This is a genomic window from Desulfosporosinus burensis, assembly GCF_054657535.1.
In genome coordinates this window covers 321,926-339,432 of record NZ_BAAHYN010000002.1, presented here as the reverse complement: position 1 = coordinate 339,432, position 17,507 = coordinate 321,926, and the positions used below count along the sequence as shown (strand labels likewise).

The following is a 17,507-nucleotide window of genomic DNA, read 5'->3' as shown; positions in this document are numbered from 1 at the left end:
AGAATAACCTGAAAGAATATGCCGTAGATTGCTTATCGAATACAAACCTATTTTAGAGAAAGGAGGTAGCGAAGTGCGAGGAGTAAGTGTTGAGCTTGCGCTAGGTGCGCTGCTCCATGATGTGGGAATTGTCAATTTGCCTAAAGAGATTATTAATAAAAGAAGTCTATTAACGAAGGAAGAATTAGAGTTATACCATACTCACACGACCCAGGGCTATGATCTCATCCGTAAAAAGAGAGAAACCAGTATAATCATTGCCCATATGGCTTATCAACATCATGAATGGTTAAACGGTAAAGGTTATCCGCGCCAATTAAAAGGGGCAGCTATTATTGAATAGCTCATTTTTTGCAAGGCGTGAAACAGTTTCTAGAACTGCAAATACTAAAGTAGCTATGGTACACCCACTTCTTGTAAGTGGGTGTCTTAGTTTCTGCATTAGTCTATCCTTCGCATTATCCCAGGGCCTTGGCTAGCTTTAAAAAATCTTGTAATAACCAAGGGGGATTACGCTTAAATTGATTTGCTGAAAATAAAACGATCATAATGATAATCATTAATTATGGTCAATTAATTTATATGAGGAATTTTTAGCTAATTTTATGAAGGTAAGAATAATAACCGTGCAAACTGAACGAAAATGAGGTCTTAAGAAAGGCCGACTCAAAATTCCACCAGAGATAATCCCCAATAAAATCTTCTAGCTTGAGATATCTCAAGCATGTTTCATAACATATCTTAATTAAGAACATACTGATATTCTATAGACATAATCGTGTCCATAATGATAATCTTTAATTGTGATCAAAATCACACATGAAAGTAGAAGGAGGTTGATAGGACGAAACCTGAAGTTAGCTCAATGTCAATCAGTTTTTTTCTTGACTATAATTATAAAGCTGTCTTTAAAGACCGCTAAGAAATTTGATCGTAGTCTTAAAACCGAGCTAGAGATGTGACCTGACAATAAAAGAAAGGTGGGGTACGATATGTCCTGCTTAACTTTCAATAACAATCAATTTAATGGGGACAATATGAAGAGGGAATTAGGAGATAGAAACTATCCAATCTGGCTGTTAATAAATCCAAAATACCCTGCAGTTCGCTATGATATTTGGAGACCTGTGTTAGATGAGATCCAGGACAGAGTATTTAGAGATTTTCAAACCAGGATAGATACTTCAAATCTTTATATTAGGAGCGCTGTCGTCGATGGCGGAATAGTTCCGAATACCTTAAATTGGTGGGGTAAGGAAGTTGCCAAAGAAATTGAATATTACAGGGCAATTGTTCAAGAACACAAGCCTAAAATGCTGATCTCTTTTGGTGCTTTTCCTTTTGAATTTGCAAGGCGTGTCTTCGAAATTAAACCGGAAAAAGGACCTAAGGCTTGGAGCACTTCTATTTTGAAAAATGAGTTCGAGAAATCTATTGATGACTTTGATATAAATCAAACAAACAGGATTCCCTTACTACGTCGAGTCATTGCCACTGATAAGTTCATAGAAACCCGTAATATTTTATCTCCGACTGACAGTGAGACTTACTTTCAACACGTTGGGACTAAGATCGCTGAAAAGATTATTGAAAACAGGGATCAGCTAGATATTTGGATAAAGTGAATCGAGTACTAACCGTCTGAGGATTACTAATGCTGAAAGCGCAGAGCCCTTAACGAATGAATGGTGGTAACTCACTTTCCGTTAAGCGAAGGAAGTGTTTTTATTGAATAAGATTCTTATCATTGATGATGAAGAGCATCTGTGTTGGGCTCTCGGGAAAGGCCTCCGTCAGGAAGGATATCAGGTGATAACTGCCACCGGGGGGGGAGAAGGCTTAGAACTAATCCAGAATGAAACACCTTCCTTGGTTATTCTTGATCTCAAAATGCCTGAAATGGATGGGTTAGACGTATTGATTAAGGCCAAAGAGCTTATTCCGAAGCTTCCGGTCATTATGATAACTGCCCATGGGTCAATTGACACTGCCATAGAAGCCATGAAACTGGGGGCAATTGACTATATTACCAAACCATTTGATCTTGATGAGCTCAAGTTAGTCGTAAAACAGGCCTTAAAGGTTAATCGTTTACGGGAAGAAGTTGTTTTTCTACGCTCTGAACTAAACAAAAAACACGGCCGAATTTTAGGCAACAGTTCAGCGATTCAAGAAGTTAATACACTAGTCGAAAGGGTAGCCGACAGTAATGCCACGGTATTAATAACCGGGGAAAGCGGGACAGGCAAAGAGGTTGCGGCGCTGTCGATTCACAACCTAAGCTATCGACGTGAAAAATCCTATGTGCCTATTAACTGTGCTGCACTACCGGAGTCATTACTGGAAAGTGAGTTGTTTGGCCATGAGAAGGGTGCCTTCACAGGTGCTGTGGTTCGAAAAACGGGTCGTTTTGAACTGGCTGATAAAGGAACACTTTTCCTTGACGAGGTCACTGAAATGCCACTGTCTATGCAAGTAAAGCTGCTGCGAGTTCTTCAGGAAAGGCAGTTTGAAAGGGTAGGCGGTACAGATAGTATTAAAATTGATGTAAGGGTAATTGCGGCTACTAATCGAGATCCGATGGATTGTATTAAAAAAGGGACTTTTCGTGAGGATCTCTACTACCGATTAAATGTTTTACCGATTCACATTCCCCCCTTAAGGTTAAGAACTGAAGATATCCCCTTGTTGGTGATGCACTTTCTGCAAAAATTTAACCCCTCTCAGGAACAAATGATCTCTCCTGAAGCCTTGGGGTTACTGATGAACTACGAGTGGCCTGGGAATATCCGAGAGTTACAGAACGTGATTGAAAGGTCTGTTATTCTCTCTCAGGGAAATGATATCAAAGTACAGCATTTACCAAAGGAAATCCAAAAACTTGAAAACAGTAAAAATGCGGCCGATCGTGGTTTGATTCTTAATTTCCCAGACAAGGGGATATCTTTTGATGCGGTGGAAAGAGAGCTGATTCTTAAGGCTCTTGAGAAAAGTACTGGGAATCAAACTAAAGCGGCACAACTGCTAGGCCTTACTCGATCGGCGCTTCTTTATAGGGCTCAAAAGTACCAAATCAAGTTGTAGGAAAACCACGAAATTGGTTACGATTGGCTAATTATTTCTAAGGGAGGTATATCATGAAGGTCACCTCTAAGTGCAGCCAATGTATTATGGAACAGTGTCCTATTCGCTCTAATCTTCACAAGATAATTCAAGAGGTCATAAAAAATGCAGAGGCTGAAGTAAAACAATTGACACCTAAAGAGATAGATTACATGATTCTTACGGACATTTCGATAATCCCTACTCGATGTGAAAATTATCAATGCCGTCAGGAGTCGCCTGAAGAACGGGATCGTTTATTCATATTTAGAAACGACATGGCACCAACGTCTATATAATTAACTAGGACATTTACGGTTCTATTCTGTGCGAAGTGAGGAGAGGAAAATACATTCAATATCTAAAGATGTGCTTCCCCTTAAGAGAAACTTTGATCTCTTAGGGGGATTATGTTGTCCCATCAGCCAGAGTTATAATAACACTTTCAATTAGCAGGTGCGAACAGATCTCTCCTCAGTCTTATAACTCACGTTTCTGACAAAGGAACTGGCTTCGTCCAGAGCCTTCCCGGATGTGGCAAATACCTCATCGTCTTCCATATAGATATTTTCATGCCCGACATAATCGATAATGTGCATTTTATTTAACATCCTAAGAATTTTAGGTGTAACTCCAGATAGAATAACCCTCTTTTTTTCCTCTAAAGCTCTGTTAATAAAAGCCTCGATAACTTCCAATGCCGTAATATCGATAATTGAAACAGCCTTGAAACGTATGAGGAAGACTTTAGAGTTGGAGTAAGAGTCACTCAACTTCTTGTCGAGATCGGCCGAAGAACCAAAATATAGATTCCCTTCTAGTTGAAGGATTGAGATAGATGTATCTTGGCCATTGACAAGCTGTTCCACAAATCGCCCGTCACTCCCTTTAACTGGTTCAAGTGTTCTGACGGTTGCCACGCCTGAATCTTTGAGGTAGAGCAATAATGAAATTGCAACGCCTGCATAAATAGCTTGTTCTAAATGAGGTGCAAAGATTGTGGTTAACATGGTTGCTAATAATACTATCCCATCATTTCGGTTCGTTGTTAAGACTTTTGTCAGGGTTTTTTTGTCAATCATGGAGTAAGCAACTAACATGATAACCCCAGCTAAACTCGCATTAGGGATATACCTGGCAAAGGGTGCTAAGAAAACTAACACGACGAGAATTATTACACCTACTAATACACCCGTTAGCCTTGTTTTCCCACCGTTTTGGTAGGTTATGGCAGAACGTGTGAAGGAGCCAGAGCCCGCGATACTGCTAAAGAAAGAGCCTCCTAAGTTCGCCATACCCTGGCCAATAAATTCCTGGTTAGGGTCTATCTTTTGATGCGTTTTGGAGGCTATGGCCTTGGAGATGGATACAGCTTCAACCAGACCAATGATAGCGATGACCATTGCACCTGCTCCTAAATCACCGATAGCAGTGAGAGTAAAATTTGGCATACTTAACGGTGGGATGGCCTGTGGTATTTGCCCTACAACCTTGACTGCATATTTTTCCAATCCTAAAACCATTACTAAAATTACTGAAAAAATAACACCTAATAATGCTCCTGGCAAATTCTTGTTAATTTTCTTGCATATTAATATAACTGCCATGGTAAACATACCAATCCCTAAGGCGTGATAATTGATTTTTTCGATATTTTGGAAACAGGCGACAACTTTACCGATACTAGAAAGGTGACCACTTGGAAGCGTAAGGCCCATTAAGTTATTAAGCTGCCCCATTGCAATAATGATACCTGCCCCAGCGGTGAAACCAACTATGACTGCGTGGGAAACATAGTTGACTAGGGAGCCTAGCCTTAGTACACCCATTGTAAGTTGAATAGCGCCTACTAAAAAGGTTAAAAGAAATAAGTTAGCATAGAAGTTATCATTCCCTGCAAAGGGTATCATATAAGAAGCAATCAAGAGACAGATAGCGTTCGTGGGTCCAGTTGCTAACTGGTTGGAACTACCAAACGATGAAGCCAGAATTGTTAGCACAATACCTGAATATAAGCCATAAGCGGGGTGAACACCTGCAATCATAGCATAAGCCATGGTTTGTGGTAACGCGACGACTGCAACCGTTAGGGCAGCAATTAGATCAAAGCGAAGGTTCTTTCTGTCATAATTGATTAAGGTATCCAAAATCGGGATAAATTTAATGATGCTCATCATTATACCCCCAAGCATATTTTGTTTAACCCATTAGCTAAACTCGCTCAAGTTTTAAAGTTTGAGAGGAATTAGTTCGTGAAATATGGTACTTTTTAATGTAAAATGATGTCAGCTACAGATTTTGAATGCACTAGGGTATGACGACTGACAGTAATACCGTCCTCGAGATTATAATTAAGAATTGGCATTGTTAAGTTTTGCTGTTCACCAAACATGATGAAATGAGGTAGATCTGTATTTTTTGTTCGCTTGACAACTCTTATTGAGTATCCTGTCAGGGAATCGGGATGTTGATTGATAATCTTCAAAGAATGAAATTTTTTGATTCTATCCAACATCATCACCTCACTAGAAAATTATCCCCCTACAATCACTGGGGATATTCCATTAACTCGAATCTTTGCCTTGTATATGGGGAAGAGCAAATGCCCGGAACTCATACCTGCGTAAAAGACTTGCAACTTCCGCTGATTGTGCTTTTTATATATAGATAGTTTTTATTGTTTGTATTCGAACAGTTACAAGTTGATTGTCTGATTTCACACACAAGGAAAAATGGATTGTCAAACAAAGACAGAGAAGAAGGCGTAGCTTATCAAAGAATTGACGGGAAAGCGTCCAATGAACAAGAATAATAAAAGGATCGAGGGCGCCTCGGTCGCTCATACGGCGCCCAGACTTTTTGAACCAGTTGCTTTGGGGCGAAATGATGACATTAAGTCAATTTAGCGCTTTGTCTAAGGTTTCTTCATCACAATGCCAGAGCCAATAACCGAAGAAAACCAAGAACCCCCAAAAAAATTTCCAAGCACCCATATTTATCGTCCTTTCTCCATTGCAATCTCTTCTAACTGTCGCTTATCAAATCCATAGTTTAAGACCATCCTTGTTTTCAATAATCTTTTCAGCAATCTTGGTTGCAATACCATGATAGTAATTTTCACTGTCTTCCCAATCTTTAAGGCTCTTAGTTTTCTTCGTTACTCGACAAACTAAAGGAATCCAATTTGTATGGTTTATATCAAAGTTCGCAATAGATCGTTCAAATTCATCCGCTATGTTACTAGTATTCCAATACTTAGGCCCATTCTCAGGCCTTTGAACGAAGACACGCCTCACAAACTCATTTGTAATGGTACCGAAAGTAATTAGAAGTTTGGGTTGATGTTCGAGGACACTTTCCCTTAAGAATGCAATTTCTTGAGCTACTTCTGCTTCACTTGAAGCATCAGGAACTCTTCCAATATCGCTAATCGTATTCATTATGAAAATATTTTTACTATTAATTCTGGCATGGAGTTTACGATATACCTGGTCCTGAATCTCATACATTATGAGAGACCAAATATCGTAAATATCAGCAGGATATTTGGGATTAACTAATAGCCAAATCGGACAAGATCTATCTCCGGATTCTTTATTCATTCTATCAACAAACGTTAAATCATTATTAAGTACACAGCTGGACAAACAAATCCCACCTTTCAATGCTAAATCGACTATAATTGTGTAAAGAACGAATGCTTAGTTCCATCAGAATAATATGCATTTAAGGAACTGAATCCTTATTTCAAATACCTCCTTTTCCTACACCTGGCTTGGAAATTAAGAGAAATGCCGAGGGTGTTTATAGGTATATAAAAAGTTAGATCAGATAAGGATAAATAATCCGAGCCCTTAAGATATCGAAGTTAAATGCTTGCATATGATCCATATAGTTTATTAATAATGAATTTAATGATTTGATATAGACGGAATAATGTTATAATGTTAGTCTTGGTTTACCTTCTACCGTAACATTGCGCTGACTGCTACCTGATCTTGAATTTTTTCCTTGTTTAGAGAGTGGAATTTTCTCATCACTTCCACAATAAGCTTGCTCGTTTCTATCTCATTGTGGATATTGCATGAATCAAACACTTCTTGAACCCATTCGATGAATTGAGTAGTATTCATAAGAATTACCCCCTCCTTAAATTAAGTTATCTCTCCCTATTGTTTAACATGAGACCCATGAAAATATTGGTTCTTACACTTTGATGTATTCAAGCAATACTTACCTTTGTTTTCAGTATCACTTGTGTAGTTATTTATGCAATTATCATGCCAGCTATTTTACCCCTTTTTCGGTTATGTTTTGTATGTTTTCAGACATCTCAATCTGTGGAAGACTAATTCCTTGAGCCCAGATTTACCTTAGGCAACTCTTAAGTCTACTACTTGTGCTCTTTAAAACAGTCAATAGGTTTTGTTTGATTTTGAACAGCTGGAAATGAATTGCCTGAATTCATGCAGAGGAGGCGTTGGCATGTTAAGAATTCTGAAAAATAAATCCTTCGCTTCTCAAATAATGATCACTGTTTCTGCCATCTTATTAATCCCCATTCTAGTGATGATGTATGACATCTTTTTTTCTGGTGCCAAAGATGAAATGCTTTTAAAAACAAAGGAAGAGCGATTGGGTACCATGGTTAATGCCACAGTTCAAGGATTAACAGAAGTTCTGGACCGTGCAAATGTAGAATTCAACTCCTCTCTCGCTCTTATGGATACAAGCTTAATTGCCAATGCCTTTGATATAATTGCTAAACCCTTGGCAGATGCAAACCCTGGAGTACGCCTGGGCCTTTACATTCCTGAAACAAATGACCTATTCGTTAATGGTTTTCTCCACCAATACAGGCCTCAAACACCCGAAGAAATCAAAGCGAGAGAATATCGAATTTTAGACGAAGCTTCCTCAGGTCTAGTCGCTGTTAATGCTACCAAAAAACCACTTTCTCGTATCACCGGGTCACTAGGAAACCAAACCTTTGAATATTTAATGCCGGTAATGCAGCAGGGAAAACTAATTGCCATAGCTTGGGCAGACGAGCAGGTTCATCCGGTCTTTGCCCAGAGTAGGCAATTTAGCCTAATCACTCGATACCTGACGCTTTTTGGACTGATCTTTGGTCTGGGAGCCGCTCTTTATGTCATTCATAACTTGGCCACTGAAGTACAGATGATTAAAAATGGAATCCTGCGCATGCAGGAAGATAGTGACAAGAGGCTACCTGCCATGCCGGGGGAAATCGGAGAAGTCGTCCAAGCCATTAACAATATGGCTGATAACCTAAAGAAAAAGAAACGACTGGAAGAAGAATTAACTAGATCAGAAAGACTCGTAGCACTTGGTCGCCTCGTGACAGGAGTTGCGCATGAATTAAGAAATCCCTTGGGGATAGTTAAAGCGACTGTCCAAGTTATGGAGGGAGAATTTAAAAATCAAGAGGAGTTGAAGGAATATACTCAGGTTATTTGTGAGCAAATCGATCGCGGCAATAATGTTATTAAAGAGTTGTTGGATTTTGGTCGTCCTAGTAAACCTATCGTTAGTCCCACCGAGTTGAATAGTTTATTAGAATCCGTTCTTACCTTTACCTATCCAATGTTACGGCAAAATAAGATTGGGCTGGAGAAAAGGTTTGAATCAAATCTTCCCCTAGTAAACATTGACATGGATCGAATGAAACAAGTTTTTGTTAATTTGATTATAAATGCTATTCAAGCAATGCAAGGTGGAGGTAAACTCATCATCAAATCAATTGTCAAAGAAGAGACCATTGAAGTATTTTTTATCGATTCGGGTTCCGGCATCGAGGCCAATGATCTTCCTCGGATTTTTGATCCATTTTATACGACAAGAGATGATGGGACTGGTCTAGGGTTGTCTATCAGTTATCAAATTATTCACATGCACATGGGTAGAATTTGGGTTTCTGAAACTTCCCCTAAAGGGACTACATTGGTGGTAAGTATACCTAAATCGAACCTACATCCTATAAAAGAGAGTTTATTACTTTATTAGACTCAAAGTGAAAAAAATTGCTACGAAGAAAAACCACTTTTTCTTCGTAGCAATTTTTTTGATAATAGTTCTAATTAATTATGAAAGAATTGAATGCTCATACTTATAGTCTTTAAATGCGGTGGAGAAGATTCAGGGAAGGAAACACTTAACGTGTAGCACCTTTTTCCTAACGAGAAAGAGCAAAGGATCAAAAATAATGATAATTTCAACTGATATCAGAGAAAAAGCTCCTATAGTGTTTGTTTTGGCAATAGCTTAAATCGATTAAGAGCATATTGAATTGCTATAGACGCAATGCAATCACAATGATAACCTTTACTTGTGAGTATAGTCACATAACAGAAGTGAAAGGAGGTTGGTCTGACTTAATGACTTCCGAGGAAGTTTCTAACCTTTGTGGCTGTATGGGCCTTTAGTGATTGGAGGGATAACATGGACAAAACAAAGTTGGAAAGTGTTTCTAGTCACAAAAGATTCTAATAAAAAAGCAGCCTCGAAAGGCCGCTAAGAAATTTAATCGCAATGATATTATATCATAAATGAAGGAAAAGTGTGTCAAGTGCTAAGTGATTTTTCTAGTAAGGTGGTCGTTAGTGCCCCTTAGGACAGCATAAATAGGCACCTTAAAAAAAGAGAGAGGGGTGTAGAAATATGAGTGGCAACAATACAAAACGAATTTTCTTTATTTTGCTGGGTATAGCATTATTTTTGGTATTCTTTTATGCTCCACAATTTGGACCGGCGGTAGATCCCAGCGGTAAAGCCTTTGAGTTAAGTCAACAGGGTAAAGCAGCAATTGGTTTATTCTTTCTAGCCAGTATTTGGTGGGTATTTGAAGTAACTCCCATCGGGGTTACTAGCCTAATGATTGGTGTTGTTCAAGCCTTATTCCTAATTCGTCCAGCTAAGGAAGCGTTTAGGGATTTTATGGATCCCACGGTGGTATTTATTTTAGGATCTCTACTCATTGGTTTAGCTTTCACTAAAGCCGGAATAACTAAGCGAATCGCATATAAAATGTTAGATGTGGTGGGTGAAGATACCCGAAAGATTTTATTAGGAGTCTTTGTTATTACGGCATTATTAACCCATATTATGGCTCACACTGCCGTAGCGGCTACTATGTTTCCGATTTTAGTAACAATTTTGGCCTTGTATAATGGAGAAAACTCCGATGGCAAACCTACCAAATTTGGTAAGGCTTTGTTCATAGGAATGGCCTACACTGCAGGTGCAGGAAGTATCGCTACTCTTCTAGGTGGGGCACGTAACCCTGCAGCAGTAGGTTTCTATACTCAGTTTACTGGTAAAGAGGTTTCTTTTGTTGACTATTCCATTCACATGGCCCCTTTTGGATGGGCAGCAGTATTTCTGGTTTGGGCACTGTTATTGATCATTTACAAGCCTGAAAAAACTCATATCCCCGGCTTACGTGCTAAGGCTAGATCCGAGTATGCAAAACTTGGACCAGTTAGTAAACAAGAAAAATTTGTTGGGACCGTGGTGTTCTTTGCTTTGGCAATGCTTGTATTACAAGCCGTTATCCCGGCTTTAAAGACCATGGACCGTTCTGTTCCGTTGCTGCTCGCGGGAATATTATTCTTCCTCGCCAATGTATTGACGGTTGAGGATCTGGAGAAGAAAATCCCTTGGAACATCGTTTTATTATTTTCCGGTGCCATGAGTATTGGTTTCTGCCTATGGCAGACAGGTGCCGCTCAATGGATTGCGATCAAGTGGTTAGGAATGATATCTGGTGCACACTGGTTAGTGTTCTTGTTAGCTGTTTGCTTCTTAGTACTGATCATGACGAATTTTATTATGAATGTGGCAGCTATTGCAATTACCCTACCTGTAGCTCTTGTTATGGCTCAGTATCTAGGCGTTAATCCAGAGCTTGTTCTCTATGGTGCCGTAGCAATGGCGGGTATGCCTTTCTTACTGCTGATTGGTGCAGCTCCTAACGCAATGGCCTATGAATCTAAGCAGTTTACTACAGGCGAATTTTTCGTGAGTGGTATTCCTGCAAGTGCACTAATCATGGGCATCCTGGTAATCATGACATTTACCTACTGGCCACTGGTAGGTTTGGCTCCGCTTCTGAAGTAGATAAGGATATGTATTAAGAACGACTTAGATAATAGTTAGAATCGAGGGAAGGTGTCTTCTCAAGAGCAAAAAAAAACAGCCTCGAAAGGCCGCTAAGAAATTTAATCGTATCTAAATTATATCACAAAATTCTGAATATGAGAAGCCGGTTATCACAACAAATGTTAACAGATTCACGTCAAATGATTTGTTAATTGGGTCGAAGTAACCTAAAACTATGAAGGGTGGGGGATTCGTTGGCCGGCTTTTCACGCGATAAATATATCCCTTTAGTTGACAGGGATTCAGGAGATAAGAGCTATCCAATTTGGCTACTAATTAATCCAAAATACCTTGATGTTGTCAATTATATTTGGAAACATGTGTTGGATGAGATACAAGACAAAGTTTATAGGGAAATACATTCCAGAATTGAGACGACTAATATATACATTAGGAGTGTTGTCAGTGATTGTGGAATAGTCCCTAGTTCATTAAATTGGTGGGGAGACGAAGTAGTTAGAGAAATAAAGTTATTAAGGAATTGTATTTTGGAATACAATCCTAAGATGCTGATTTCTATTGGTGGGTTTCCCTTTGAATTCATGCGACGAGTCTTCGAGATCAAGCCAGAAAAAGGACCTAAGTACTGGGGTTCTTCAATTATAAGGAATGAATTTGAAAGATCAATTGAGAGTTTCGATGTAAACCATACAAATCTGATTCCCTTACTTCGACGAGTAATTGGGAGTGATATAGGCTTAGAAGCAGATAATTATTTGAGTCGCAATGACAGCGAACAATACTTTCATGATGTTGGAACAAAAATAGCTGAAAAGATAATTGAAAATAAGGATAGTTTTAAAATATGGGTGAAATAGAAAAATGATCAAAACAATACTTTTTAAGATTGTGGGGATGGACAATGGAAGTTAGATGTGTGGCTAGGATTGATTTCACGTCTCTCCAGGCGTTGAAGACGTTCATGAGGATAGTGAAAGAAGCCGGTGGAAGCGTTTCTATCAGTGGTGAAATGCCGGATAATTGCGCAATATTAGACAATCCGATTCTTATTCCTAATATCGAATTAGAGAGGATATTTAGTTCAGAGGTCAAGGATGACGTTACTTCATCAATTAATGTAGAGAGAGTCAAAGTAGTTCTGAACTTAGAACCTAGCGATAAGACAGAGAAATCAGCTGCGTGTACACTATTAGAATCTGTTGCTAATTTCCCAGGGTTCGCCACACGTGCCAAGTAAAACCGTTTATAGCCGTAGCTAATTGTTTTCGCCTTAGAAATACCGTCCTAGAAAGGACCCTGCTTGCTTTAAGTGGTAAGGATCTCCACCGCAATCCAAGAATTGTTCATAGTGATAAACCCAATCATCAATTTCCGGAACGACTTCTTTCAAGGATCTAATGCCCAAAATCTTGTAATACCAATACATCATTTGAGAGTTAACAAGCTTTGATGAGTTGCAGTACTTCTTTTCAAATTCTAAAAGTAATTCCAAGGATACATTAGCATTTTCCATACTATCTCACCTTCTTTCTTTGAGACGGTTGTCAAGCTCTTTCTAATAACTAGAATTACCATTGTATAAATTAATTATAAGCATTTTGTTTTCCTATATACGTGATAAAAATACAATGATAATCTTTAATTAGGACTATTTAGACAATAAGATGCAAGGAGGCTAGATTTTCAAATTGTAGTCCATGAAGAAATTAGGCCTTGGTATTAATAGAAAGCAGACTGAAAAGGTCGCTAAGAAATTTAATCGGTTTTCGTTATGACGTAGAAAAAATCTTAAACTTAACATTTCGCTCCAAGTGAAAGGAGGGTTAATAATGAGAGAAGAATCCCTTAATTATGGGGTCAGGCACACTAGAGGCACGTTTTTAAATGTTGTACCAGTGAATCGACCGGAGGGTGAGCGTAATTTCAAGTTTGAATTATATAATAATCGGGTCCGGGCCAAACGGCCTATAGCAACTCTTACGACAAATGTGGGGACAGTTTTCCTAGAAGGTATGGTCAAACGATCGTTTAAAGCAACTATGGAGATTAGACCGGATGTGCCATTTAGCCAAGAAGAGTTACACGATCTACCAGCTGACGTTGCCACACTGATGATTCGGGAGTTAGGCGGTAACCCCTCAGAAGAACAGTTTATTATTCAAATAACTTGCCCGATCAGGGATGCTTCAGGCGAAAAGAAAAATCATATTGTTTCAGAAACTTGGATGAGCGGTAATATAGATTTTAAGCATTACAATATTTTTTCCAACAGTTCTTTAATCGCATCTTTTGGGTAAGGGCTTAGGCCTCAGAATAGTAGCTAAAGCGCGAAAAACCTTATACCAGTTAAGTGTTGTACTATTTGAGAAAGGGTATTTGAGATGAATGAAGCAAAGTTTAATGTACTTCTTTACTCGAATGAGTCACAGCACGACTTTTGGGGAGTTGTATACTCCGCTATTTTATTAACGAATATGCCTAACATGCATTTAACCATTGTGCAGCTAAAAGAAAGCAATGACGGCTCAATGGGTGCTAAAAATAGTCTCATTAATTCTTGGCCGATCAGCCCACCCTTGAACTGGATGATAGATATTATGGGCGAGGCTGATTCGGGCGCTATAAGTAGGTATAATGAAATTCTAAGCAAAACCAATGAAGTTTTTTTAAATAGAGCGGAAGACGTAAGTCATCAAGTGATATATTGCAATCCGAGTATTCCCGAGGCGGTAGACGCACTTCTCGAGTATACAAGAAAAAAGTCAATTGCCCTAATAGTTATTAGCACTCGGAGACTTACAACTCTAAAAGACTTAATTTTTGGCAGTTTAGAGCATACCTTACAAAATAGGTCACCAATTCCGGTATTGTCGGTTAAGAATCTACCTCTCGATTTTCCTAATAGTATGAGATCAAAGACGAACCTGAAGGTTATCCGAAAATGACTTGCAAGAGAGAATTTGCTCAACGACTTGGTTACCAAGAAGCCTAAAATTGATCTTAATTTTATAGTATTGAGATTTATTAGAAGTGTTGCATTTGCTACACTTCTTTTTATATCCACTTGACGCCAGCGGCACCCGACCATCACCATTCATGGCCATCGTTTGATGCAGGAGACTTTGTCAGGTAATCATTTTTTTGAATTGGACAAGAAAGTCATTAGATATTTCAATTATGAGGGATTTGTTCTTTATATTCATTAATATGGGGTTTGAGAGATTTTTCCCATTACAAGAGTACAATCATTCGAATTCTTAACGACCGATTTTGGTAATCATCAATTTCCAAAATCGGTCGTTGATTCACGTTTAAGACACCTTCTTTATTAGTAGGTGTTCCGATTTTTGCTTCGGTAAAGCCGCTATACCTAATACGAACACTTAACGGCGATGGGGGTAAGTGCCCAATTGAAGCCTGGATGTTAAGCTTAAGCTGAACGAGTTCACTTATGTATCACAAAACTATCTAGGTAGGAGTAACTGGGCTTGCTTCTATTATAAATAACGCACGATTTTGGCGTCATGACACAAATTAGGGGATTATTCCATAGATATCATTGATTGTGGGGATATGTATTAACTATAGACACCTCTGGAATGCAGTGCTAAGGTTAACTTGTGAAAGGAATTTCTAAAGAAGGAGAGGTGAGCCATTACTTTTGTTTTCATATAGGTCCAGATAATGAAGAAAAGGAACCTGTCTATCTTGAAGTGTTTTAAGCAAAAAGTTAAAACTAAATATTGCCCTAAAAATCACAAATTACAAAAAAGTGGAACGCGTTTGATCAGTTTAGCAATGAAGTTCAAGAGGCCGTTCTCAAAAAAAAGCAGTCTGTAAAAGACCGCTAAAAGAATTTGACATTAGTTATTATATCATAAATCTCCGAAAAAGTGAGGTTTTGTAATAACTAAAAGCTCCAATTGAACTAAAGATCAATGGAGGAGGGAAGACGACTATGAAAATTTTATACAACTCTTTAATGGGCGCCGCTAGGGCTCATGCTCAATGGGAGATTGAAACTTCCTTTAATATTATCAAAAACAGGAAGAAATTATTGATACTGTTCATAATGGCCCTGCCCTTGCTTATTCCAGCAATGGCTCATGCTGCAGCTACTCTACCGGCCTTTATCGGTGGTAAAGCTGCCTTCGGACCATCCTATTTTTCACCGGAAACTTTTTACGGCTCCATAGCCGTGGGTGTCATTGCAGGTCTTATTACAGGCTGCATAGGAGCTGGCGGGGGCTTTGTTATCACGCCTGCGCTGATGAGCCTAGGAGTAAAAGGAATATTGGCAGTAGGGACTGACATGTTTCACATCTTTGCTAAGGCAATTATGGGCACCACCCTGCACAAAAAAATGGGTAACGTTCATGCGGGTCTGGCCATCGCCTTTTTGGTTGGTTCTGGACTGGGAGTCACAGGCGGCGGTAAGTTAAATCGCGAATTATACAATTTCAACCCTGTAATGAGCGATTTCGTAATAAGTGCTATATACGTGGTTCTGTTGGGATTCCTGGGATTCTTCGCTATGGGAAAATATTTTGAAAATAGGAAAAACGCTCCTAAGGACGGTGGCGACGCTCACGGAGGCCCAGAGACAATGACATCACTAGGAGTTAAGCTACAATCCATAAACCTTGCTCCTATGATTAAATTTGATGAGCACATGGTCCCCGGCGGAAGAAAGATATCCGGCATCTTTGTAGCAATATGCGGAGCATTGACGGGCTTCTTAGCTTCAATACTAGGTGTTGGCGGCGGTTTCGTTACCTTTCCAATGTTTGTTTATGGTCTCGGAATCTCCACCGCAACCACTGTGGGCACAGATATATTTCAAATTATCTTTACAGCTGGTTACGGTTCCATTGCACAGTACGCTATCTACGGTTATGTATTCTACACCCTAGCCATGGGTATGCTACTGGGTTCGTTATTCGGCATCCAAATAGGCGCCATCACCACCAAGGTGGTCCCCGGTACGCAGATCCAGGCCTTCTATGCCTTGGCCATAATGGCGGGCTTTGTCAACAGACTATTTGCTTTACCCGAAAAATTGGCAAAAATGGGCTATATCACTATGACCGACTCTACTGGCGCGTTAATCAACTCGATAGGAGTCTGGTTATTCTTCGGCCTAATTTCCATCTTTGCCGTCTGGATTATAGGCACATTTATTGTTAATATACCGAAGCTTCGGGCAGAGTCTGCTGCGGATGATGTTAAGGTTACCGAAGGAGGTGTTACCCAATGAGTGTAGTTCGAAACAAAAAGACTTTTGGCATCGGAGTTGCATTGCTCGTGAGTTTTGTACTAGTCTACGTTGGCATGATGTCTCCCAACTTCGGTAATGGCAGAAATGGTCTGGAATACGCAGACGATATGTTTAACTCTTTGTCAAAAGGCTCGGCCTATTTCATGAAAGACGCTCAAAAAGTTGCTGATAGTCAAAAGGGAAAAAACATCAACCTCACCGTTAAAGCTTCATCACCCGCAGATGCCGAAAAATGGGGCAAATTATACACTACAGCTGGCGCCACTGTGACTGTTAAAGAATCCTCAGTGACCATCGATGGAGATTTTGGCAAAATCCTAGGCGCCGTCGTAGCTGATAGCGACTTAATGTATCACAATGATAGTAAAACAGTGGAAGCAAAATATGGTTACGATGGCCGTGAAGCAACCTACAACTGGAACAGCTCATTAAAGAAAATTGATGCCGCACTGAAAGCTAAATCGCAGTTTCTAGAAGGATCTGCCTTGCTCAAAGTGCAGCAAAAGGCCCTTGAGCCGGGCTACAATTACTATGGAGTAGAAATAAAGAAGGTAAGTGAGAATAAAGGAAGTCTCATTTTCCTGCTCAGCTTCTACCTTGCATACACGTTATGGTACGGTTTTGGACTCTTTTACCTCTTTGATGGTCTTGGTATTGTCGTTGGAAAATCGAAAAAGAAGGTAGCCTGAAATTGAGAATTGAGACCAAAAGGTTGTCTATTATTTCATGAGACTTTTCCTTTTGCTACTACTAGTACCAGAGCCGGAGTTTTATCCAGTTTTCAAGACCTACTTCTAAGTTGGGCTGGGTTCACCGTTAAGTAAGCTTCAGACGGGTAGACGTCCTACCAAATATCAGTGTTCTTTTGGGGACATTAGTCTCTACTGGAGACTAATGTCTTCTCGCCGGTAAGTGTTGCTTTTGGGATAGCTGCTTCGGCAAAAGTAATCCTCAGCACGATCGTATTGATTAAGAGCGGTGCGCT

General features: G+C 39.4%; 16 protein-coding genes. 12 read left to right on the top strand and 4 right to left on the bottom strand.

What is annotated here, in order from left to right; genetic code table 11:
- The first annotated feature begins 73 nt into the window (after nt 1-73).
- The 4 genes from ACYQ3Q_RS04600 (at nt 74) to ACYQ3Q_RS04585 (ending at nt 3,401) form a co-directional block, all read left to right on the top strand.
- Complete coding sequence (locus ACYQ3Q_RS04600) at nt 74-343, top strand: HD-GYP domain-containing protein (protein WP_459927474.1); 270 nt, start codon at nt 74-76, stop codon at nt 341-343.
- A 649-nt stretch (nt 344-992) separates the two neighbouring features.
- Nucleotides 993-1,625 (top strand): hypothetical protein, encoded by a 633-nt coding sequence (locus ACYQ3Q_RS04595; protein ID WP_459927473.1) that lies wholly within the window; start codon nt 993-995, stop codon nt 1,623-1,625.
- Nucleotides 1,626-1,728: 103 nt separating this feature from the next.
- Nucleotides 1,729-3,084, top strand: coding sequence for a sigma-54-dependent transcriptional regulator (locus tag ACYQ3Q_RS04590; RefSeq protein ID WP_459927472.1), 1,356 nt, complete (start codon nt 1,729-1,731; stop codon nt 3,082-3,084).
- 53 nt (nt 3,085-3,137) lie between these two features.
- A complete protein-coding gene (locus tag ACYQ3Q_RS04585) occupies nt 3,138-3,401 on the top strand; it encodes a hypothetical protein (protein ID WP_459927471.1) in 264 nt (87 codons plus the stop codon).
- A 150-nt stretch (nt 3,402-3,551) separates the two neighbouring features.
- Here the strand turns inward: ACYQ3Q_RS04585 and ACYQ3Q_RS04580 are convergent, their stop codons facing one another.
- The 3 genes from ACYQ3Q_RS04580 to ACYQ3Q_RS04570 form a co-directional block, all read right to left on the bottom strand.
- Entirely contained in the window at nt 3,552-5,276 is a 1,725-nt protein-coding gene (locus ACYQ3Q_RS04580) for a SulP family inorganic anion transporter (protein ID WP_459927470.1), read from the bottom strand.
- 864 nt (nt 5,277-6,140) lie between these two features.
- Nucleotides 6,141-6,749, bottom strand: a complete 609-nt coding sequence (locus ACYQ3Q_RS04575; RefSeq protein WP_459927469.1) for a hypothetical protein — start codon at nt 6,747-6,749, stop codon at nt 6,141-6,143.
- Between the two features lie 318 nt (nt 6,750-7,067).
- Nucleotides 7,068-7,235 (bottom strand): hypothetical protein, encoded by a 168-nt coding sequence (locus tag ACYQ3Q_RS04570; RefSeq protein WP_459927468.1) that lies wholly within the window; start codon nt 7,233-7,235, stop codon nt 7,068-7,070.
- 352 nt (nt 7,236-7,587) lie between these two features.
- On the opposite strand from ACYQ3Q_RS04570, the gene ACYQ3Q_RS04565 reads away from it, so the two are divergent.
- The 4 genes from ACYQ3Q_RS04565 (at nt 7,588) to ACYQ3Q_RS04550 (ending at nt 12,481) form a co-directional block, all read left to right on the top strand.
- Nucleotides 7,588-9,129, top strand: coding sequence for an ATP-binding protein (locus ACYQ3Q_RS04565; protein ID WP_459927467.1), 1,542 nt, complete (start codon nt 7,588-7,590; stop codon nt 9,127-9,129).
- Between the two features lie 654 nt (nt 9,130-9,783).
- Entirely contained in the window at nt 9,784-11,241 is a 1,458-nt protein-coding gene (locus ACYQ3Q_RS04560; RefSeq protein ID WP_459927466.1) for an SLC13 family permease, read from the top strand.
- Between the two features lie 236 nt (nt 11,242-11,477).
- Nucleotides 11,478-12,101 carry a hypothetical protein gene (locus ACYQ3Q_RS04555; protein WP_459927465.1) on the top strand — a complete coding sequence of 208 codons (624 nt, stop codon included), beginning with the start codon at nt 11,478-11,480 and terminating at the stop codon, nt 12,099-12,101.
- Between the two features lie 44 nt (nt 12,102-12,145).
- Nucleotides 12,146-12,481, top strand: a complete 336-nt coding sequence (locus tag ACYQ3Q_RS04550; protein WP_459927464.1) for a hypothetical protein — start codon at nt 12,146-12,148, stop codon at nt 12,479-12,481.
- Nucleotides 12,482-12,514: 33 nt separating this feature from the next.
- Here ACYQ3Q_RS04550 and ACYQ3Q_RS04545 read toward each other — a convergent pair whose 3' ends face one another.
- Nucleotides 12,515-12,757, bottom strand: coding sequence for a hypothetical protein (locus ACYQ3Q_RS04545; RefSeq protein ID WP_459927463.1), 243 nt, complete (start codon nt 12,755-12,757; stop codon nt 12,515-12,517).
- Between the two features lie 316 nt (nt 12,758-13,073).
- On the opposite strand from ACYQ3Q_RS04545, the gene ACYQ3Q_RS04540 reads away from it, so the two are divergent.
- From ACYQ3Q_RS04540 to ACYQ3Q_RS04525, 4 genes are all read left to right on the top strand, one after another.
- Complete coding sequence (locus ACYQ3Q_RS04540; RefSeq protein WP_459927462.1) at nt 13,074-13,541, top strand: hypothetical protein; 468 nt, start codon at nt 13,074-13,076, stop codon at nt 13,539-13,541.
- A gap of 84 nt (nt 13,542-13,625) precedes the next feature.
- Nucleotides 13,626-14,189: a universal stress protein gene (locus ACYQ3Q_RS04535; protein WP_459927461.1), complete on the top strand. Its 564-nt coding sequence runs from the start codon at nt 13,626-13,628 to the stop codon at nt 14,187-14,189.
- 1,013 nt (nt 14,190-15,202) lie between these two features.
- Nucleotides 15,203-16,501 (top strand): sulfite exporter TauE/SafE family protein, encoded by a 1,299-nt coding sequence (locus ACYQ3Q_RS04530; protein WP_459927460.1) that lies wholly within the window; start codon nt 15,203-15,205, stop codon nt 16,499-16,501.
- Complete coding sequence (locus tag ACYQ3Q_RS04525) at nt 16,498-17,211, top strand: hypothetical protein (protein WP_459927459.1); 714 nt, start codon at nt 16,498-16,500, stop codon at nt 17,209-17,211. The genes ACYQ3Q_RS04530 and ACYQ3Q_RS04525 overlap by 4 nt, the downstream gene beginning before the upstream one ends.
- Nucleotides 17,212-17,507: the final 296 nt, after the last annotated feature.